Origin of the sequence: Telluribacter sp. (genome assembly GCF_035998675.1) — a bacterium.
Taxonomy (GTDB): Bacteria; Bacteroidota; Bacteroidia; order Cytophagales; family Spirosomataceae; genus Telluribacter.
In genome coordinates this window covers 157,726-176,938 of sequence record NZ_DASYHI010000013.1, presented here as the reverse complement: position 1 = coordinate 176,938, position 19,213 = coordinate 157,726, and the positions used below count along the sequence as shown (strand labels likewise).

Here is a 19,213-nt window from a genome sequence, read left to right as displayed (position 1 = left end):
CGCGTAATTCTGATTGCTCAGATTATTCCAAATCTGCTGGGTGGATGACAAAAGGAATATAAATTTAAACGAAAAAAGTGGAATGACAATATGATTCATTCGGATATTTATAAAATACCCGTTGAATAGCCACCAGTGCAGAGAAAAGTCCAAAAATTATTTTGGCCCCATCCGGATGGCCCCGTCCAGCCGGATTACTTCTCCGTTGAGCATGGGATTTTCCACAATGGCTTTGGCCAGTAAAGCATATTCGGAAGGCCGACCCAGTCGGGAGGGAAAAGGTACCTGCTGACCCAGCGAGAGCCGGGCTTCTTCGGGCAGGCCCGCCAGCAGCGGCGTTTCAAACAAGCCCGGCGCAATGGTCATAACCCGGATACCCGACCGCGCCAGGTCGCGGGCAATGGGCAGCGTCATGCCCACAATGCCACCCTTACTGGCCGAGTAGGCCGCCTGACCCATTTGTCCGTCATAGGCCGCAACCGAAGCAGTGTTAATGATAACCCCGCGTTCACCTTCCTCGTTGGGTTCGTTGGCTTCCATGGCAAAGGCCGCCAGCCGGATTACGTTGAAGGTACCTACCAGGTTTATGTTAATGACTTTCTGAAAAACATCCAGCGCGTGGGGACCGTACGTACCTGCCACCTTGCCGAGGGTTTTGCGGGCCTCGGCCACCCCCGCACAATTGACGACCACCCGCAGCGGCCCCCATTCCAGAGCCGAGTCAATGGCTTTTTGTACCGCCGCCTCGTCCGTAACGCTGGCTGCTACAAATCGTACCTTACCACGTAGTTCTTTTTCGAGGGCCAGCCCTTTTTCTTCGTTCATATCCAGCACCACCACCCGGGCGCCTTCCTCCACAAAAAGGCGGGCAGTAGCTTCACCCAGGCCTGAGGCACCGCCCGTGACCAGGGCTACGGCATTTGTAAGTTGCATATCGTTTTATGGGAATTAGTTATGTGCTTTCTTAACCTGAGCAGTACCTAAATGTTATTTTTTTAGTACCCCACCGCCCGAAAGAAAGCTTCCAGCTTCTCCTCGTCGAGCTGCCCGTTGGTGCGGACGCTGCTGGAAAATAATTGATTAGAATAATTTTAAATTTGTTGCACAGAAAATTTTGATGAGTTTTTGTAATGTATATTTTTTATTTGTTACATAAGTGATGTTGGATAATTCAACCGCCGAAGCCGAAAAGCGTATGAGTAGGTCCTAAGCTAACCACTTTTATAAGTAATGAAAAGAAATTCTATTTGAAAGAAAATGCAGGTAGGACAAGAAAGGCAAAATTTGTTACCGCTTTGCTTATAACTTTATTTTTGGTTACTAATGCGACTCCAACTTATGCTTGGCGTTTATTTGGATGGGATAGTTGGGAATTCTTAGGAACTGAAAATTCTACAACACCTGATGGATCTCAATGCTTTTCAATGGTAGTGCGTAATTATTATTTCTTTGGTTTTGTTGTTGACTCGGAGGTTGCCTGGAATATAGTTCCTTGTAAAACTACAACTGGTAATATAGATAATAAACTTAAATCAAGACGTGGCTAAGGGATTATTTTTTATTAGAACAAGTATGATAAGAATGTGTTACATATTTATCATACTTGTTGTAGTAATATTTAAAAGTAATGCCCAAATAAAAGGGGCTGTGTTAGATTCTACAACTAATACACCGCTTAACTATGTATTAGTATATTTTAAGAATACATCAAAAATAGGTACCTACACTAATAATGATGGTACATTTATATTACCATCACCGGAACGAAAGGACACGTTAGTCGTTTCTATGCTTGGGTATACTTCAAAATATATTCCAATTAATCAGGGGATAGAAAGTCAAAATTCTACTATACTACTACAGGAATTACCTATCCAACTTTCAGTTCTGAATGTTATACCCCAAAAAAAGCAAGATTTCAGGATCGGAAACAATTCCAGGTTTAGCAGAATGGGTTATAATGCTGCTTTTTCCTCCTGGTACTATGAGTTAGCTACTTATTTTGCGAAGCCAAAATTCACCGAAGACTTGTATATTCAATCTCTATCTATATTTATGTATAACAGAGAGGTTTTTGGAAAGGGGCTTGTAAGGGTGAAGCTTTATGGAGCGGGAGCAGAAAACATAATTTCCAAAGAATTGATCAATCGTACATTTCAGATAGAAGTAGAAAGAGGACGTCTAAAAGGTAAATGGTATGAGGTAAATTTTAATGAACTTTCAGTGCCTCCTATTGCTATTCCCAAAGATGGTTTTTTTGTATCCGTTGAGTTTTTACCGACCTCATCTTCAAAGCAGCACGGTAATAGTAAAGGAGTACATATCGGCTTTGGAAAAAAAGACAGGCGCTATGTATTGGAAAATTTAGGCCAGGGCTGGAGACCTGCCCTAGTTCAACAAATTATGCCCGGCTATTCGCCTATGATTCAGGTAAAGCTATCAAATTAAATCCTTTCAGCTGACTCAGTACCCCACCGCCCGAAAGAAAGCTTCCAGCTTCGCCTCGTCGAGGTGCCCGTTGGTGCGGACGCTGCTGCACAGGTCCAGGCCGAAGGGCTGCACCGTATCCAGGGCTTCCTGTACGTTCTCCGCTTTCAATCCGCCCGCCAGAAAAACCGGCACCGGGGCCTGCTCCACGATCTGGCGGCTCAGCGACCAATTGTGGGTGCGGCCGGTACCACCCAGTTCCTTTACGGCCAGCTTTGGGTTGCCCGAGTCCAGCAGCAGAGCATCTACTCCGTCGGCCACCATCAGGGCTTCTTCCACCGAACTTTCGTCTATGACGTGGATAACCTGCACCAGCTTCACCGCGGGCAGCGACTGCCGGAGCAGGGCGTAGGTACCTTCAGAGACGGCATCGACCAACTGAATGGTATTGGTATAGACCCGCCGCTGGTGGGCTATTATATCTACGGCGGTAGTTTCGCTGGTAAGCAGAAACGTAGCAATGGGCGGAGGTACCGTCGGGACAATCTCAGCGATAAGCTCGTCAGAAAGTATACCCGGTCCGCTGGGCATAGGGCCTACCAGCCCCAGCGCCGAGGCCCCGTACCGAATGGCCAGCCGTGCCTCTTCAGTACTACTGATGCAGCAAATTTTTACTTTGGGTAGCATAGTTTTGGAAATAAAATAGCAAGTAACACCATTGAAAGAACAATGAAAATAATCTTTACACAAAAATGAGAAGCGGGCGGGAGAACTAAGGCCGGATTTTGTTGTTTCACTAAGGCGAAGCAGCGGGTACCCTGGTAGTACCGGATCCCTATTTTTTCATTAGTAGCTTTTATTTTGAAATCAACCCGTTCTACCGACGCCTACGCGGCCCTGCGTTATCCCGACTTCCGGTTTTTTATTGCCAATAGTACCCTCTTTACGGCTACCATCCTGATTCAGGAAGTTATTGTAGGTTATGAGCTCTACCGCATGACGCACGACCCGCTGTCGCTGGGGCTCATTGGGCTGGCCGAGGTAGTTCCGTTCATCTGTACAGCTCTTTTTGGCGGGCACATCGCCGACCAGCGCAACAAGATCACGATCATGCGTATCAGCCTCAGCGTTATTATCCTGGGGTCGGTTATTCTTTATCTGGCGTTTCAGCCGGGATTTATGGATGACCTTACCTTCCGGGAGCAACTCGTGCTGATTTACTCGGTGTTTTTTCTGATTGGCTTTTCCAAGGGATTTTACTCTCCGGCTTCGTCTTCGCTGAAGCCATTTCTGGTACCGCGCGAGATTTACCACAACTCCTCCACCTGGAGTAGCTCCTTCTGGCAGGCGGGCGCTATCCTGGGACCGGCTATCGCGGGCTTTATGTACGCCTATATTGGACTAACCAACACCCTGCTGGTAGTAATTCTCAGCTTTGGCGTATGTCTGGTGCTGCTTTCGTTTATCAAAACAATTCCCGCTTTTGTCCGGACTACCACGCCCCTGCTGGAAAGTCTGAAGGAAGGTTTTCGGTTTGTGTTCAAAACGCGCATCGTTCTCTACGCTATTTCGCTGGATTTGTTTTCGGTGCTTTTTGGCGGGGTCGTCGCTATTCTTCCCGTTTTTGCGGAAGACATACTGCGGGTGGGGCCCGAGGGGCTGGGGGTACTGCGGGCGGCTCCGTCGGTGGGGGCGCTACTGACTATGTTTACCATGGCGTACTATCCGCCTACGCACAACGCCTGGCGCAACATACTCATAGCCGTGGCTGGTTTTGGGGTGTTTACCATTCTATTTGCGCTTTCTACCAATTTCTGGCTGTCGTGCCTGGCCCTGTTTATGACCGGTGCCTGCGATAGTGTCAGCGTTATTATCCGGCAAACTATTCTACAGCTATTCCCGCCCGACGAAATGCGGGGCCGGGTGGCTTCGGTCAATGGTATGTTTGTAAGTTCATCCAACGAGCTGGGCGCCTTTGAGTCGGGGCTGGCCGCTAAGTTAATGGGTACCGTACCTTCGGTAGTGCTGGGTGGCGTTTTCACCATCGGGGTAGTGTCCTGGATCTACTACCGCTCGCGCGATCTGTTTTCGATCAAGCTGACTTCCTGATCCAAAAAGCTGCCCACGACTAATTCTGTTTTGTACTTTATTGTTGTTTATTAAGGTTTAATTGCATTGTTTCACTACTATCCAACCATTTGTGCAGCCGTGGATCTTAGAGGTAATACTATTATTACCATTAGCCATGAAAAATTACATATTAAGTAGTACTGTACTAGCTGTTTTCCTGCTGGCAATTCTGTTTACATCTTGCCGAAATGAGGCAGACCCACAGCCACAACCCCAGCCAGGCTCGGTCCTTATTGACGGAAAAACCTACCCGATTGTTACGATCGGAGATCTGACCTGGACGGCGGCCAACCATACTGGTACGGGTGGAGTAGCCTATAACAGTAGTAACGAAAAGCCGGAATATGGGCGCTACTACACATTTGAAGAAGCAAAAGCGGTGCCCTTGCCCGCCGGATGGAGAATCCCAACCGTCGCAGACTACCAGAAGCTAGCTCAATCGCAGGGGGTAGTCTTTACCGGCGACCGGGCTACGAACCAGGATGCTCTCAAGAAACTGGTTTCTGTTACCAACTGGAGGAAAGTGGCTGGTACCAATGCCTCTGGCTTCAACGCTTTTCCCGGTGGCTACTGTTTCCAGAAGTCGGCCCCGCAGGATGGTGATATCAGCGAATACTGGACCGCCGGTGGACAAACCATGAGTATCATGGAAAGTGCCAATGGGCTTAACCACAATATGTCATTTTACAATAACATCGATAGCCCCGAGTACCGTTTTAACCTCCGGTTTGTCAGAGATAAGTAGCTTGCTGCTGTTGACTAACATACAGAGCAGATAGGCAGGTACCCGCTAGTCAAGTACCTGCATCTGACGCAGAATAGCTTTGGTAATTTCAATTCGGCACTGGGTAAACCTCCGGTTAGGAGTGGTCCTCGGTTTGATCAGGCGCGTAGCAAAAAAGTACACGTTATCCTTCCGCTCCACGTACCCTACCCACCAGCCGGTGTCGTTGCCGCCGTAGCGGGTCCAGCCGGTTTTGGCCCGGAGGGTATAGTCATCCGTTTTTTCAAGTACCATTATGCGCTTTACTATCTCGTAGGTGCGTTTGGAGAAGGGGAGTTTCTCTTCGTAAAAATCCCGCAGGAAAGAGACCTGGTTGGCCGGTGAAATAGCAAATTTTCCGAAATTCCAGAAGTCGGCTCCTTCGGCCCCCGACAGGTCCTGATTACCATAGCCGGATTTTTTGAGGTAGTCCAGGTACCTTTCGTTGCCCACTTTTTTAGCCAGCTCAACATACACCCAACCTGCCGATTTCTCAAAAGCTTCCCGGATCGGCATGTCGTGGTAGATGTCCGGGCGATAGCCGTATAAGACCGTGTCCGTTTTGCCCACCCAGGGTACTATTTCATTCTCATCCTGCACCACGCCGGTTTCCAGTACAATCAGCGAATTGATGATCTTGAAGGTAGAGGCGGGCAGGGTAGCTATCCGGCTGTCGGCCTCGTTGCTGTAGATCCACTTTTTGTTTTTGTAGTCGTAAATAGTGGTACTCCCTTCGATGCCACAATCCTGAAAGGGCTTTTGCAGATCAATTTGTCCGAAAGCAGCCGTGGACAGGAACAGGCCGACCAATACTGTTCTTAATAACATGGTTAATAAAGATATGCCTATTTACCTTTTCAGAAATGCTGCCAACCCCACTATCTTATCAGTATTAATGTAGTCGGCTCCCAATGTCATCAGCGTACTCCAGCCTTCGGGCGTATCGGGCGCAGCCCAGAAGCGGAACTTCTTCCCTTGCCGGTGCGCCTGCTCTATGATCTGCTGAAGCTTGATCCGGTCCGCTTCCGGCAGGTTGCCGCTACCCGTCCAGCGCGAGTACATCTGGAAGGTCTGGCTGATGAGCCCGATCCGTTCGAGCTGCTCAGGCGAGTAGGCTACCGTGGGTCGGCCATCGAAAAAAATGTATTCGGGGTATTGGTTAAACGCGGACGGGGCAGGTGTATTCCCGCTGATGACGATCTTGACAGTACCATTGGGTACCAGCAGGTCCGCATACGGGGCCAGTTCTTTGATCAGAGCGGCCATGGTTGGCGCAGCGGGAGTCTTAAAGTCGATCAGGAGCTGGAGCTGCTTGTTTTTATCTTTATAAATGCTGCCGCCGTTTTTTTTGATTTCGGCCAGAATGGGCTGAAGGTACAGGGAGCTGAAGGTACGGTTGGGGGAGACATCCTGAAGATCGTGCGCGGTATAAAGCGTATCATTTCTAAAGATCAGGTCGGCCTCAATGGAACCGTACTGCAGGTTGTACGCCATCCGGAAAGGCTGATCCTGCGCGTAGTCGTTGTGGGAGTGCGCCTGCGCCGTGGTGTATTTTGTGGGAGATTGAGCCAGTGCTGGACCAACAGAAAGCAGCACTGCCGCCAAAAGGCCTTGAAAGAATGGTTTTATATAAAACATAGCATACGAGTTTAGAAATTAGACTATACTATAGTACCTTAAACCTGCCGGATAAGTTTCAGGGTTGAACGGGAACAGGACCTGCTACGAGTTCTACCTCCGCTTTTGGTATTCTTCGAATTTTTATGCCAAAGCCCGCAAAGATCAACGTCATAAAAGGACTTATAATATTAAAAAAGGCATAGGGCGCATAGTCAAGGGTAGCTACACCCAACACGCCACTCTGGTAAGCCCCGCAGGTATTCCAGGGTACCAGTACGGACGTAACGGTACCGGAGTCTTCCAGCGAACGGCTCAGATTCTCGGGAGCCAGGCCGTGCTCCCGGTAGGCCCGGGCGAACATTTTGCCGGGTACTACGATGGCCAGGTACTGGTCCGAAGCGGTGAGGTTAAAAAGAATACAGGTAGACACGGTACTGGTAAAAAGTCCGGTGGTAGAGTGGGCTACCCGCAGGATACTCTGCGTAATTCGTCCCAGCGCACCGCTGGCCTCCATGGCTCCCCCAAACGCCATGGCGCACAGAATGAGCCAGATGGTGTTGAGCATACCGGCCATACCGCCCGACGAAAACAGGTCGTTGAGAGAAGCGTCGGTAGTCTGGATGGCTACGCTGGATGTCAGGGCGGTCATCACGGTTTTGAAAGCAACGGTGGCGTTCAGCGAGTTGGTGCCGGCCAGAGAAGCCAGCAACTGCGGCTGAAAAATAACAGCGAAAACGCCCCCCAGCAGCGCCCCGACCAGCAGCGCCGTAATGGGCGGTGTGCGGCGCAGGATGAGCCCGATGACTACCACCGGTACCAGAAACAGCCAGGGCGTAATAAAGAATTTGGAATCGATGACCTCAAGAATCCGGGTGGTACTCTGGACGCTGGCGGTATCGAGGTTAAAGGTAATAATCACAAAAATGATCAGCGTAACCACAATGGAGGGAACGGTAGTCAGGGCCATGTACCGGATATGCGTGTACAGATCGGTACCGGCCATGGCGGGTGCCAGGTTGGTCGTGTCGGACAGGGGCGACATTTTATCCCCGAAATAAGCCCCCGACAATACCGCCCCGGCTACGATGCCTTCGGAAACGCCCAGGGCGTTGCCAATACCCATGAGCGCAATACCAATGGTGGCGCTGGTGGTCCAGGAACTACCGGTAGCTACCGACACAATAGAACATATAACCACACAGGCCGGTAGAAAAATAGTTGGGTGCAGGATCTGGATACCATAGTACACCATAGCCGGTACTACCCCGCTCACCAGCCAGGTACCCGCCAGCGAACCAACCAGCAGCAGAATGATGATGGCTTCGGAGGTACTTTCAATGTTTCGGGCAATCTGAGCGATTATTTCCTTATACGAAACGCCCTTGGTGTAGCCTACCATAGCCGCTACGGCTGCCGCCAGCAGCAGCGCAAACTGGTTAGGTCCTCCAAGTGAATCTTCGAAAGTAAACACATTCAGAGCAAGCAGGAAGATCAGAAAAACAATGGGAATAAGGGCCTCCGGCAGGGAAATGGTTTTGTTATTCATGAATCAGGAGATTGTTATCTGAAACGGACAGGCAGATTCAATAAAAGGTATTTCAGAAAAAACCTTTGAGCCAAATCCGCTTACTAGTATTCAAGTATACTCAAAAATCCGGTAATTGAGCCAGGTTGTACAGAAATTTGTACCAACGACAGCCATAGACAACCTGTCGGTTAACTGTGCGTAATATAAGTTTAAATTGGTGGCACTGTTTCAAACAGTGCCACCAATAGTCGGTCAGCGCTGCTTTCAGAAACCTGAAACTATCCTTATATTTCGAAATTATTTTAGAACCTGTAGGCTACTACTTCATGACAAACAACTCTTCTCTGTTTCGTAAAAAATCGGTTGATAAAATCCTCCATGACGCTGAACAGGCCGATGAAAAAGCTGGTTTGGCCAAAGTACTCGGGGTTCGTGATCTGGTTTCTTTGGGAATTGCGGCCATCGTCGGAGCGGGTATCTTCAGTACTATAGGTCTGGCCAGCTTCAACGGCGGACCGGCCGTGTCGCTGTTGTTTGTGTTTACGGCCATAGCCTGTGTATTTACGGCCCTTTCCTACGCCCAGTTTGCCAGTACGGTTCCCGTGTCCGGGAGCGCCTATACCTACGCCTACGTATCGTTTGGTGAATTGTTCGCCTGGATCATCGGCTGGGCGCTTATTCTGGAATATGCCGTTTCCAACATGGTAGTGGCCATTTCGTGGTCGGAGTACTTCGTGAGTATGCTGGCGGGCTTCGGGCTACACCTTCCTGCTTACCTGACTATTGATCCGGGTTCGGCGGCCGAGGCGTATGAAAAATTTCAGGTTGCTGGTGGTACGGGTACCCTGACGGTTGCCGAGCGCGAAGCGGCACAGGCGTACCAGACGGCTCCGCAACTGGGCACCTTTCGGCTGATCCTCGACCTGCCGGCTGGGCTGATTACGGTACTTGTAACGGCGCTGGTGTACCGGGGAATCAGGGAATCGCGTACAGCCAGTAATATTATGGTTGTCCTGAAAATCGGGGTAGTGCTGCTGGTGATTTTTGCCGGAGCCTTTTACGTAAAGCCCGAAAACTGGATTCCATTTGCTCCCAATGGCGTAAAAGGGGTACTAAGCGGGGTAGCGGCGGTATTTTTTGCCTTCATTGGATTTGATTCCATCTCTACTACCGCCGAAGAGTGTAAAAATCCGCAGCGCGACCTGCCCCGGGCCATGATTTACTGTCTGCTGATCTGTACGGTACTTTACGTGTTTATTACGCTGGTCCTTACGGGTATGGTCAACTACCAGGAACTGAACGTAGACGATCCGCTGGCCTTTGTATTTCAGCGTATCGGTCTGGACTTTATGGCTGGCATTATTTCGGTCAGTGCGGTCATAGCTATTACCAGCGCTCTGCTGGTGTACCAGTTGGGACAGCCCCGGATCTGGATGACCATGAGCCGCGATGGTCTGCTGTGGAAGCGTTTTTCCCGGATTCACCCGAAATACAAGACTCCTTCTTTTGCAACCACCGTTACTGGTATTGTAGTGGCGGTACCGGCTCTTTTCTTCAAGATGGATTTCTTCGTGGACCTGACCAGCGTAGGTACCTTCTTCGCCTTTATTCTGGTGTGTGCCGGGGTACTTTACCTGGACTATACCGGCATCTCAAAACAATCGCGGTTTAGAGTACCCTATATAAACGGGCAGCTTGTAGTAGGGGTATTTTTTATTATTGCCTTTGGATATACCCTTTCTACCGGTACACTTCCGGAAAGTATAGGGGTGAAGCCACTTTTGGCTTTTTTCTGGCTCACCTGGCTGGTACTGTCGGTTTTGGCTTTCCGCTATAAGTTCTCGCTGCTGCCGGTGTTGGGTATCCTGACCAACCTCTACCTGATGACCGAACTGGGTACTTCCAACTGGCTGATTTTTGTTGTCTGGCTGGTGATCGGGCTGGTAATCTATTTCAGCTATGGCTACCGGAAGAGCGCGCTGGCAGAAGGGAATGAGTAATCAGCAGGACCCGTGGCACGGTTTCAAACCGTGCCACCGGTAATGGGTCTATAATAGCAGGTACTACATCTTCTCAATCCCCAGCGTAATGGTATAATCTTCCTTTTTGACCGTTTGCCCGTCCTTAGGAGTCGGACTAACGGCTTTCAGAATAAAACGATACGACTGTCCGGCCAGGGTATAGTTCAGCGTGTCGGCATTACGGTAAGAATTTTTCGGATAAAGCGTACGGCAATCGCCCAGGCACATCTTAACCACTTCCGGCTCGGTAGCGGCCGAAATGGCAGAAGTAAGTGAGAGGTCGACGGTAGCGTTGCCGGCCCAGATACACTGCACCCCCTCCGGGCACCGGCTGTCCTGTACCTCCGCAAACGTGAGCGTGGCTTTGGGCGATTCGGCCAGCGTCACGGTTTCCCGGTAGCGGATTACCTCCTCTTCATTCCTGTTTATTGAGTTTTCCTGACAGGCCATTAGGCCCAGTCCCGCCAGAAACAAGTAGACTAAATGATTCATAGTACTGTTTTTTTACTGAAGACCTTAAACCCTCCTTAGTAGTTGTAAAAGGTCGGAATTCTTTTTGTAATACCTTTAAATTACCAATGAAAAAACCGTACCCTGCCCTACCTGCGAGTGGGCTGTGAGTTGTCCGCCGTGCTGCTGCAGAATCTGCCTCGAAAGACTCAGACCAATACCCGAGCCCGTTTTTTTGGTAGTATAAAACGGAATAAATATTTTCTCCAGCGCTTCGGGTTCAATGCCATCGCCATTGTCAATTACCTCAATTACCGCCGACTGATTTTCGGAGGTATAGGCATTCAGCTTTATCAGGGGGGCGGGTTGGGTACTAAATGCCTCAAGGGCGTTTTTTATAAGGTTAATAAGTACCTGTTGAATCTGGTCGCAGTCGGCCCGCACCGACAGGTTTTCGGGTGTTACCTCTACCTGACACTGTACCCCGGCCGTAGAGAGGTTGACCTGAAGTAGCTGTACCACATCCCGTATCAACTCCCGTACCTCTACCTGAGCCAGATTGGGTTTGGGTAGCGTCGTAAAATCACGGTAGGCATTGACAAACTGCATCATACCCTGGCTACGCTTTTCAAGGGTCTGGAGGGCTTCCTTGAGGTCACCTACTGCCTCCTGATCGGTGGTACTTTTTTCGATGTCTTCGTTAACGATCAGGCGCATGGTACCTACCAGCGACAGGATGGGCGTCATGGAGTTCATGATCTCGTGGCGAAGTACCCGCGTGAGGTTCTGCCAGGCTTCTACCTCCTTCTGATTCAGCTCAGTACGGATATTCTGAAGGGCCACAATACGCACCCAGGTACCCTGCAGCTGCATGGAGGTACCCTGTACGGCCAGGGGTTGGTCATTCGGCGTGTTGTAAAGCTCACGAACGCCCGTTTCCAGATTCGACAGCAGTTCATACAGCCGGGGGTGCGTGTCGCGGAGCTCGATCAGCTGACGCAGGCGGTAAATGCCCAGCATGCGCAGGGCCGCGTTGTTGATCAGGCTCACCTGCCCGTGGGCGTCGAAGGAAATTAGTCCGGTACCAATGTGCTGCACAATGGCGTTGAGGTACTGCAGGTTAGTTTCTTTTTCGGCCCGGGCCTGTCGAAAAGCCCCAAGTACCTCGTTAAACTGCTGATTGAGCTCTTTAAAAGTAGGCCCCATTTCGTTGTCAGAACGAAACTTGATGGCAAAGTCAGAGTAGCGGACCGATTCGAGAAAATGGACAAATTTGCGGTTGAAGGAAGTAACGTATAAATAAATGCTGTGCCCTACCTGGATGGTAACCAAAGACAATAAAGTAATAAGCAGCAGAGGCTGGGGCGTTTGGACCGCCAGGTAACCCAAGCCCATTCCGCACAGAATCAGGAGGCTTACCCGCCATATTATACCAATAGAAAAATGACGCATAGAAGGGGGCGCAGAGTTAGAAGAGGCTTATAGTCCGTATTTTTCCATCCTGCGGTAAAGGGCCGCCCGGCTCAGGCCCAGTTCGCGGGCCGTGTCGGTGATGTTGCCGTTGTAGCGTTTGAGGGCTTTGACGATCATGGTTTTTTCCATTTCTTCCAAATCAAAACCCGTAGCGGCGGCCGGCTCCGGACCCGTATTTTTCAGAAAGAGATCATCTGGTTGCAGCGCCGTTGACTGCGACAGAATCACCGCCCGCTCAATGGCGTGCTGCAGCTCGCGTATGTTACCGGGCCAGTTGTACTGTTCCATCTTTTTGACCAGGGCCGCACTCAGCGACGATACCGGACGGCTGTACTTCTTACGGAACTGCTTCAGGTAGTGCTCGGCCAGCGGGGCAATGTCCTGCGGGCGCTCCCGCAGCGCGGGTAGCTCCAGCTCAATGGTGTTAATGCGGTAGAGGAGGTCCTGCCGGAACTGCCGGTCGGCCACCATTTTGTCAACATCCTGGTTGGTAGCGCAGATAAGCCGTACATCTACCGGTACCGGCTTGTTGGAACCCACCCTCGTAATACGGCGCTCCTGAATGACCGTCAGCAGCTTGGACTGCAGCGGAAGGGGCAGGTTGCCAATTTCGTCCAGAAATATAGTACCTCCCTGCGCTTCCTCGAAGCGTCCGGGACGGTCTTCCTTGGCGTCGGTGAAGGCACCCTTCACGTGGCCGAAGAGTTCGCTTTCAAACAGGGAGTCGCTCAGGGCGCCCAGATCAACGGTCACGAAAGGCTTGTCGGCCCGCCGGGAAAGCTGGTGGATATGCCGGGCTATCTGGCTTTTGCCGGTACCGTTTTCACCCAGTACCAGTATATTGGCATCGGTAGGCGCTACTCTTGCTACGGTATCAAGTACCTGCTGCATGGCCGCGCTGCTACCTATAATAGAAGTGTCAGCGGCTTTCTTTTCCGGTTTTTTCTCTTCGCCGGTACCGGCCTTGTCGTCGCGGCATTGCAGCGCGTTTTCAATCGTTGATAACAGTTTATCGTTTTCCCAGGGCTTAAGGACAAAGTCGGCGGCACCAGCCTTCAGAGCCCGAACGGCCATTTCCACATCGCCGTAAGCAGTAATCATAATGACGACCATCTGGGGGGCAATGTCCAGTACCCGGTCCAGCCACTGAAAACCCTCGCGGCCACTGCTCACATCGCGGGTAAAGTTCATGTCCAGCAGAATCAGGTCATAGGCACCATTCGTAACCAGGAAAGGCAGGCGTTCGGGATTCTTTTCAATATCAGCTTGTTTGACGTGACGTTTCAGCAGCAGCTTGGCCGCACTGAGTACGTCCACGTCATCGTCCATAATAAGTATTTTGGCCTGGGAGAGTTGCATGGTTAGTTAGTATAAATGGTAATCAATATCAGGTGGTTGGGCTATTGTTACAAGCAGGAAAGAGCAAAAAGTATTCCTTATACTAAGTAATTGCCATAAGCGGCTTACTGTAAATAAATTACACAAATGTACTCAAAAAGGCTTTGTTCGCTGCCGAACAAAAGTGTCCGATAATGAACAGTCAATTAGCTGGTTGAAAATTTAATTCTACTGAAATACAGAGGGTTATGTATGAGCTGTTCTTCTGGCATAGGGATTGGGTACTTTATGCAAAAGACGAAGACAATTATTATAAAGTCATACAAGACATTACTTTTACAATGGAAATTAAAACGCCCCCTTTTGGTAACCCTAAATCCGGCTTCGCCGAAAACAATTCTAATTCCATGGACCGCATAAAGCCCAAAAAGTTCTGGAATAGCCGTCGGATCGGCGGTACTGTTTTTGGGGTACTGCTGGCCAGCTTTCTTATCTATCAGTTTTTCCTTGCCGACAAACGCAGCAAGTTAAACGTAGAAAAAGATAAACTTACGGTTTCGACGGTAAAGCAGGGCGAATTTGACGAATTTATTGTGGTAACGGGGGTAGTTCAACCGCTTAAAACCATCCAGCTAGATGCCATCGTGGGTGGATACGTAACCCAGAAGCTCGTTGAAGGCGGAAACATGGTAAAGCAGGGGGAGGTCTTACTCCGACTCGAAAACCAAAGCCTGAAGCTTAACTTCCTACAGTCAGAAACGGAAGCCAGCCGCCTCGTAAACGACCTGCAGAACACCCGCCAGCGCCTGCGGGTAGAGCGTTTTAACCTACAGAAAACCCTTAGCGAACTCGATTTTCAGATAGACCAGGCCCGCGACGCCCACCGCCGCAACGAGCAGCTGTTCCGGGACAAGGTAATCCCCGAAGCCGACTACCTAAAAACAAAGCGGGAGTATGACCGCCTGACCAGGCAGCGCGAAATTGAGGTAGAGTCGCAGAAGTACCAGGAGGAAAACGCTAAGATGCAGATTACCCAGCTGGAAGGTACGCTGTCCAATACGCAGAAAAACGTAGCCTTATGGCGGCAAACCCTGGATAACCTGGTGGTAAAAGCGCCGGTGTCGGGTCTGCTTTCCTCCATGAACGTAGAGGTAGGTTCCAATATAAGCCAGGGACAGAACATCGGTCAGATTGATGACCTCGACGGCTTCAAAATGCGCGTAGGCATTGATGAGCACTACATCTCCCGCATCTTTGTGGGGCTGCGCGGGTCCATGGACTTCGACGGAAAGTCGTTTCCCCTGGAAATTGTCAAGATTTATCCGGAAGTACGCAGCGGACGCTTTGAAGTGGATATGGGTTTTGCGGAAGGAGCACCGGTACGCATTAAGCGGGGTCAGTCAACGCCGATTCGGGTACAGCTGGGGCAACCTTCCAAGGCTACGCTGCTGCCCGTGGGCGGATTCTTCTCCGATACAGGTGGCAACTGGGTATACGTAGTAGGGGCAGATGGCAACCGCGCTTCCAAGCGGAAAATTACCCTGGGCCGTAAAAATCCCGAGTACTTTGAAGTACTGGAAGGCCTCGAACCCGGCGAAAAAGTAATCACCTCTTCCTACGAGAATTTTGGAGATAATGAGGTGTTGGAATTTTAAAGAGCTATTAGCTATAAGTAGTTAGCTGTTAGCTTACTTAGGGAAACGGTTTAACTTTTTGAATATAGGCGTTGACCATTTTCCTGATTTCGACAAGCTCTGAATTTAATGTATTAAAAGCTTCTTCTGAGATATAATTGAGGTCTTTGGCCAAAATAAGTTGATAAGCTAATTCAGAAGAAGAGCCCATAGCTATAACTAAAAAACGTGCGAAATCTGCCTCCGTATTTCGTCCGCAGCCTTCGGCAATATTGGTTGGAATGGAAGAAGCAGACCGGCGTATCTGAGAAGTAAGACTATATAATTCTTCCTTTGGGAAAGTAGCGGAAGCCTTATAAATAGCTAATGTTAATGCATGACTACGTTGCCAAATTTGTAAATCTTCAAATTTTCTCATAGCCTGTATTTATCAGAGAAGAAATAAATAAATGAATAATAAATAAAAACTAATAGCTAATCCCTAACAGCTAACGCCTAAAAAAACCATGCTCAGAACTACCAATTTACAGAAAGTTTTCACCACCGAAGAGGTGGAAACCACCGCCCTGAACGGCATTGATATGGATATCAAGGACGGTGAGTTTGTGGCCATTATGGGGCCTTCCGGATGCGGAAAATCTACGCTCCTGAACATCCTGGGGCTGCTGGACAACCCCTCCGAAGGTATCTACGACTTTTATGGCACCGATGTGTCGAAGATGTCGGAGCGGCAGCGGGCCCAGATTCGTAAGGGTAACATTGGCTTCGTATTCCAGAGCTTTAACCTTATTGACGAACTCACCGTATATGAGAACGTCGAGCTTCCCCTGCTGTACCTGAAGACGCCTCCGGCTGAGCGTAAGGATCGCGTAGAAGCAGCGCTGACCCGCATGAACATGATGCACCGCCGCAACCACTTCCCGCAGCAGCTATCGGGAGGACAGCAACAGCGTACGGCCATTGCCCGCGCCGTGGTAGCCACTCCCAAAACCATCCTGGCGGATGAGCCTACGGGTAACCTCGACTCCAAAAACGGTGAAGAGGTAATGAACCTGCTCCGCCAGCTCAACGAAGGAGGTACCACCATTATCATGGTAACGCACTCCCCCTACGATGCCGGTTTCGCCCACCGTATTGTGAACCTGTTCGACGGTAAAATCGTGACCGAAAAGGTACATGTGTAGTAGCTGTTAGGAGTTAGTGGTTAGTTTTTAGTTTTCTTTTTATAGGGGATTCTTTGAAATTTATTTAGGAGTATTTACCCTCAATAAAGACCAAAACATCCTTGTAAAAATCTGGCTAACAGCTAACTGCTAATCGCTAATACCTAAAATAGCCATGATCAGGAACTACTTCCATATCGCTTTTCGGAACCTGTGGCGGAATAACCTATTCTCGCTGATTACGGTTTTGGGACTGGCCGTCGGTATGGCCTGTTGCCTGCTGCTGTTCATGTACGTATCGCATGAGCTGAGCTACGATAGCTTTCAGCAGAAAGCCGACCGGACAGTACGTGTGACCATGGAGTACAGTCTGGATGGTAACGTGGGAAAAGCAGCCGTAACCGGCACCAAAGTAGCTCCTGAGTTTGTACGGGCCTTTCCGGAAGTAGAGGTCGGCGTCCGGCTGCTGAACAGCTCGGCCGTGGTACGTCAGGGTGACCAGCAGTACAGCGAAAAAAAATTCGTATATGCCGATTCGTCGCTGTTTCAGATATTCTCGTTCCAACTCCGGAAAGGCGACCCAAAGACCGCACTGGCGGGTCCCAATAAACTGGTACTCTCCGAATCAACGGCCCGTAAGTACTTTGGCAACGAAGATCCCATAGGCCAGGTACTACGTGTGGATGCCAGCCGGAGTGAAACCGACTACACCGTAACCGGCGTAGTGGAAGATGTCCCGCTCAATTCGCAGATTAAATACGATATTCTGGCTTCCTTCTCGTCGCTGGGTGCTTCCAAAACCGAGGAGTGGTGGTCGGCCAACTACGCTACCTACCTGCTGCTCCGTACGCCGGAGGCGCTGGCCGGGCTACAGGCCAAGGTACCTGGCTACCTGAAGTCTAAGTCGGCCGAGACCGAGATGACGGGCAGCAACTACCTTACCTACAACCTCGAGCCGCTCCTTCGGGTGCACCTGCATTCGGAGGTGGAAGGCAATTTTGAACCCAACGGCGACCTTCTCTATATCTACATTTTTGGCTCCATTGCCCTACTGATCCTGCTTATTGCCTGCGTCAACTACGTCAACCTGGCTACGGCCCGGGCGGTGGAGCGGGCCCAGGAAGTAGGTGTCCGGAAGGTAATGGGAGCGCAGCCTGGGCAGCTTTTTGGACAGTTTATCGGCGAGTCGGTTATTGTTACTTTTATTGCGCTGCTACTAGGCGTGCTGTTTGCCTACCTGGCCCTGCCGCTGTTCAACCAGTTATCTGACCGGCAATTTTCCATTGAAGTCTGGCTACAGCCATCCAACCTGCTAATTATAGTTGGGATAGGCCTGGTGGTGAGTCTGCTGGCGGGCAGCTACCCGGCGCTGGTGCTTACGCGCTACCAGCCGGTACGGGTACTTAAGGGCCACCTCAAAACTACCGGCGCCGCCCACTTCCGCCGGACGCTCATTGTGTTCCAGTTTGCTATTACGGCCTTCCTGATTATCAGTACGTTTATTGTCCAAAACCAGCTTTCCTATATTCAGAACAAGAAGCTGGGGCTCGACAAGGAGCACGTCGTACTTCTACCAGCCGACCGGCAGGTAGGGGAGAAAATTAAGACCATCAAGAACGAGTTCAGACAGAACGCGAACATCCGACAGGTGTCGCTGGCGTACGAATCACCCTTATTTATCAAAGGTGAATACGGGATGCGCCGGTCCGATAGGACGGAGGGCCAGTACCGCATGGTAACGGGTCTGCCCATTGACGAAGACTTTGTAAAGACCATGGGGCTGCGCATCCTGGCGGGTAGCGACCTGACCCAAACCGATATGGACCTGGCTCCGGTCATGTACGGCGACACGGCCAACTACTACTACTTTATTCTTAACGAAGCCGCCGCCAAAGACCTGGGCTGGACACCACAGCAGGCCATTGGACAGAAAATGGACATGGGTGGCAACCGCAAGGGTGAAGTAAAGGCCGTGGTGGAAGATTTTCACTTTGCCTCCATGCGTGAGACCATCCGCCCGCTGGTGCTGTTCCCCGAACCCAACGGAAACGTACTGCTGGTGAAGTTGTCGGGAAATCAGCTAAGCAGTACGCTGCAGTTCCTCGAAAGCAAGTGGAACGGGTTGGTACCCAGCCGACCTTTTGAGTACCGCTTTCTGGACGAAGATTTCAACAAACTCTATACCACCGAAACCCGCACCGGCCGCATTTTCAGTGTTTTTGCTTTTCTATCTGTCTTCCTGGCTTGCCTGGGCTTGTTCGGCCTGTCGGCTTACACCACGGCGTTGCGTACCAGGGAAATTGGTATCCGTAAAGTTCTGGGCGCTTCTATTGGTAGTATTGTCGCCTTGCTTTCGCAGGATTTTCTGAAGCTGGTACTTATCGCCATTGTCATCGCCTCACCGCTGGCCTGGTACGCCATGGACCGCTGGCTGCAGGACTTTAGCTACCGCATTGACATACCATGGTGGGTGTTCCTGGTAGCGGCCTTGCTGGCCGTAGGTGTAGCGCTGCTCACGGTAAGTTTTCAGAGTATCAAAGTCGCTCTCATGAATCCGGTCAAATCGCTGCGCTCGGAGTAATGTATAACGGAGAATTAAAATGAAGAATGGCAAAATGTGTCTGACTCCGTATAAGAAAAATCCCAACTAGCGTTGAGACGCAACA

The 19,213-nt window shown here is 50.3% G+C and carries 17 protein-coding genes; 8 read left to right on the top strand and 9 right to left on the bottom strand.

Annotated elements, in window-relative coordinates; translation table 11 throughout:
- Positions 1-156: 156 nt before the first annotated feature.
- Complete coding sequence (locus VGN67_RS05665; RefSeq protein ID WP_327485808.1) at positions 157-933, bottom strand: 3-hydroxyacyl-CoA dehydrogenase; 777 nt, start codon at positions 931-933, stop codon at positions 157-159.
- A 314-nt stretch (positions 934-1,247) separates the two neighbouring features.
- On the opposite strand from VGN67_RS05665, the gene VGN67_RS05660 reads away from it, so the two are divergent.
- Both VGN67_RS05660 and VGN67_RS05655 read left to right on the top strand, forming a co-directional pair.
- The gene (locus VGN67_RS05660) at positions 1,248-1,547 is read left to right on the top strand and encodes a hypothetical protein (protein ID WP_327485807.1); all 300 of its coding nucleotides are present in this window, start codon (positions 1,248-1,250) and stop codon (positions 1,545-1,547) included.
- Positions 1,540-2,448, top strand: coding sequence for a carboxypeptidase-like regulatory domain-containing protein (locus VGN67_RS05655; protein ID WP_327485806.1), 909 nt, complete (start codon positions 1,540-1,542; stop codon positions 2,446-2,448). Before VGN67_RS05660 ends, VGN67_RS05655 begins: the two co-directional genes overlap by 8 nt.
- 15 nt (positions 2,449-2,463) lie before the next feature.
- Here VGN67_RS05655 and VGN67_RS05650 read toward each other — a convergent pair whose 3' ends face one another.
- On the bottom strand, positions 2,464-3,114 hold the full coding sequence (locus tag VGN67_RS05650) for a phosphoribosylanthranilate isomerase (RefSeq protein ID WP_327485805.1): 651 nt from the start codon (positions 3,112-3,114) through the stop codon (positions 2,464-2,466).
- A 174-nt stretch (positions 3,115-3,288) separates the two neighbouring features.
- Here VGN67_RS05650 and VGN67_RS05645 point away from each other — a divergent pair, with 174 nt between their 5' ends.
- Together VGN67_RS05645 and VGN67_RS05640 are read left to right on the top strand one after the other, a co-directional pair.
- The gene (locus VGN67_RS05645; protein WP_327485804.1) at positions 3,289-4,536 is read left to right on the top strand and encodes an MFS transporter; all 1,248 of its coding nucleotides are present in this window, start codon (positions 3,289-3,291) and stop codon (positions 4,534-4,536) included.
- Between the two features lie 136 nt (positions 4,537-4,672).
- Positions 4,673-5,302 (top strand): FISUMP domain-containing protein, encoded by a 630-nt coding sequence (locus VGN67_RS05640; RefSeq protein WP_327485803.1) that lies wholly within the window; start codon positions 4,673-4,675, stop codon positions 5,300-5,302.
- A 45-nt stretch (positions 5,303-5,347) separates the two neighbouring features.
- Here the strand turns inward: VGN67_RS05640 and VGN67_RS05635 are convergent, their stop codons facing one another.
- The 3 genes from VGN67_RS05635 to nhaC are packed head-to-tail and all read right to left on the bottom strand — an operon-like array spanning position 5,348 to position 8,486.
- Positions 5,348-6,148 (bottom strand): penicillin-binding transpeptidase domain-containing protein, encoded by an 801-nt coding sequence (locus tag VGN67_RS05635; RefSeq protein WP_327485802.1) that lies wholly within the window; start codon positions 6,146-6,148, stop codon positions 5,348-5,350.
- 21 nt (positions 6,149-6,169) lie between these two features.
- Complete coding sequence (locus tag VGN67_RS05630) at positions 6,170-6,958, bottom strand: phosphatidylinositol-specific phospholipase C/glycerophosphodiester phosphodiesterase family protein (protein ID WP_327485801.1); 789 nt, start codon at positions 6,956-6,958, stop codon at positions 6,170-6,172.
- A gap of 58 nt (positions 6,959-7,016) precedes the next feature.
- Positions 7,017-8,486, bottom strand: coding sequence for a Na+/H+ antiporter NhaC (nhaC, locus tag VGN67_RS05625; protein ID WP_327485800.1), 1,470 nt, complete (start codon positions 8,484-8,486; stop codon positions 7,017-7,019).
- Between the two features lie 308 nt (positions 8,487-8,794).
- On the opposite strand from nhaC, the gene VGN67_RS05620 reads away from it, so the two are divergent.
- Positions 8,795-10,468, top strand: a complete 1,674-nt coding sequence (locus VGN67_RS05620; protein ID WP_327485799.1) for an amino acid permease — start codon at positions 8,795-8,797, stop codon at positions 10,466-10,468.
- 63 nt (positions 10,469-10,531) lie between these two features.
- Here the strand turns inward: VGN67_RS05620 and VGN67_RS05615 are convergent, their stop codons facing one another.
- The 3 genes from VGN67_RS05615 to VGN67_RS05605 all read right to left on the bottom strand — a co-directional run bounded on the left by VGN67_RS05615 (position 10,532) and on the right by VGN67_RS05605 (position 13,771).
- Complete coding sequence (locus VGN67_RS05615; RefSeq protein WP_327485798.1) at positions 10,532-10,981, bottom strand: hypothetical protein; 450 nt, start codon at positions 10,979-10,981, stop codon at positions 10,532-10,534.
- Between the two features lie 75 nt (positions 10,982-11,056).
- Positions 11,057-12,391, bottom strand: coding sequence for a sensor histidine kinase (locus tag VGN67_RS05610; RefSeq protein WP_327485797.1), 1,335 nt, complete (start codon positions 12,389-12,391; stop codon positions 11,057-11,059).
- Positions 12,392-12,418: 27 nt separating this feature from the next.
- The gene (locus VGN67_RS05605; RefSeq protein WP_327485796.1) at positions 12,419-13,771 is read right to left on the bottom strand and encodes a sigma-54 dependent transcriptional regulator; all 1,353 of its coding nucleotides are present in this window, start codon (positions 13,769-13,771) and stop codon (positions 12,419-12,421) included.
- Between the two features lie 386 nt (positions 13,772-14,157).
- Here VGN67_RS05605 and VGN67_RS05600 point away from each other — a divergent pair, with 386 nt between their 5' ends.
- Complete coding sequence (locus VGN67_RS05600) at positions 14,158-15,405, top strand: efflux RND transporter periplasmic adaptor subunit (protein ID WP_327486020.1); 1,248 nt, start codon at positions 14,158-14,160, stop codon at positions 15,403-15,405.
- Positions 15,406-15,442: 37 nt separating this feature from the next.
- Here VGN67_RS05600 and VGN67_RS05595 read toward each other — a convergent pair whose 3' ends face one another.
- On the bottom strand, positions 15,443-15,802 hold the full coding sequence (locus VGN67_RS05595; protein WP_327485795.1) for a four helix bundle protein: 360 nt from the start codon (positions 15,800-15,802) through the stop codon (positions 15,443-15,445).
- A gap of 88 nt (positions 15,803-15,890) precedes the next feature.
- On the opposite strand from VGN67_RS05595, the gene VGN67_RS05590 reads away from it, so the two are divergent.
- Both VGN67_RS05590 and VGN67_RS05585 read left to right on the top strand, forming a co-directional pair.
- A complete protein-coding gene (locus VGN67_RS05590) occupies positions 15,891-16,568 on the top strand; it encodes an ABC transporter ATP-binding protein (protein ID WP_327485794.1) in 678 nt (225 codons plus the stop codon).
- Positions 16,569-16,722: 154 nt separating this feature from the next.
- Positions 16,723-19,128 (top strand): FtsX-like permease family protein, encoded by a 2,406-nt coding sequence (locus VGN67_RS05585; RefSeq protein WP_327485793.1) that lies wholly within the window; start codon positions 16,723-16,725, stop codon positions 19,126-19,128.
- Positions 19,129-19,213: the final 85 nt, after the last annotated feature.

What these genes read in the sequence shown, in the direction of transcription:
- VGN67_RS05600 (WP_327486020.1), top strand. Translation starts at nt 14,158, where the DNA reads ATGGACCGCATAAAGCCCAAAAAGTTCTGGAATAGCCGTCGGATCGGC.
- VGN67_RS05665 (WP_327485808.1), bottom strand. Translation starts at nt 933, where the DNA reads ATGCAACTTACAAATGCCGTAGCCCTGGTCACGGGCGGTGCCTCAGGC.
- VGN67_RS05595 (WP_327485795.1), bottom strand. Translation starts at nt 15,802, where the DNA reads ATGAGAAAATTTGAAGATTTACAAATTTGGCAACGTAGTCATGCATTA.
- VGN67_RS05590 (WP_327485794.1), top strand. Translation starts at nt 15,891, where the DNA reads ATGCTCAGAACTACCAATTTACAGAAAGTTTTCACCACCGAAGAGGTG.
- VGN67_RS05610 (WP_327485797.1), bottom strand. Translation starts at nt 12,391, where the DNA reads ATGCGTCATTTTTCTATTGGTATAATATGGCGGGTAAGCCTCCTGATT.
- VGN67_RS05640 (WP_327485803.1), top strand. Translation starts at nt 4,673, where the DNA reads ATGAAAAATTACATATTAAGTAGTACTGTACTAGCTGTTTTCCTGCTG.
- VGN67_RS05615 (WP_327485798.1), bottom strand. Translation starts at nt 10,981, where the DNA reads ATGAATCATTTAGTCTACTTGTTTCTGGCGGGACTGGGCCTAATGGCC.
- nhaC (WP_327485800.1), bottom strand. Translation starts at nt 8,486, where the DNA reads ATGAATAACAAAACCATTTCCCTGCCGGAGGCCCTTATTCCCATTGTT.
- VGN67_RS05650 (WP_327485805.1), bottom strand. Translation starts at nt 3,114, where the DNA reads ATGCTACCCAAAGTAAAAATTTGCTGCATCAGTAGTACTGAAGAGGCA.
- VGN67_RS05620 (WP_327485799.1), top strand. Translation starts at nt 8,795, where the DNA reads ATGACAAACAACTCTTCTCTGTTTCGTAAAAAATCGGTTGATAAAATC.
- VGN67_RS05630 (WP_327485801.1), bottom strand. Translation starts at nt 6,958, where the DNA reads ATGTTTTATATAAAACCATTCTTTCAAGGCCTTTTGGCGGCAGTGCTG.
- VGN67_RS05635 (WP_327485802.1), bottom strand. Translation starts at nt 6,148, where the DNA reads ATGTTATTAAGAACAGTATTGGTCGGCCTGTTCCTGTCCACGGCTGCT.
- VGN67_RS05585 (WP_327485793.1), top strand. Translation starts at nt 16,723, where the DNA reads ATGATCAGGAACTACTTCCATATCGCTTTTCGGAACCTGTGGCGGAAT.
- VGN67_RS05605 (WP_327485796.1), bottom strand. Translation starts at nt 13,771, where the DNA reads ATGCAACTCTCCCAGGCCAAAATACTTATTATGGACGATGACGTGGAC.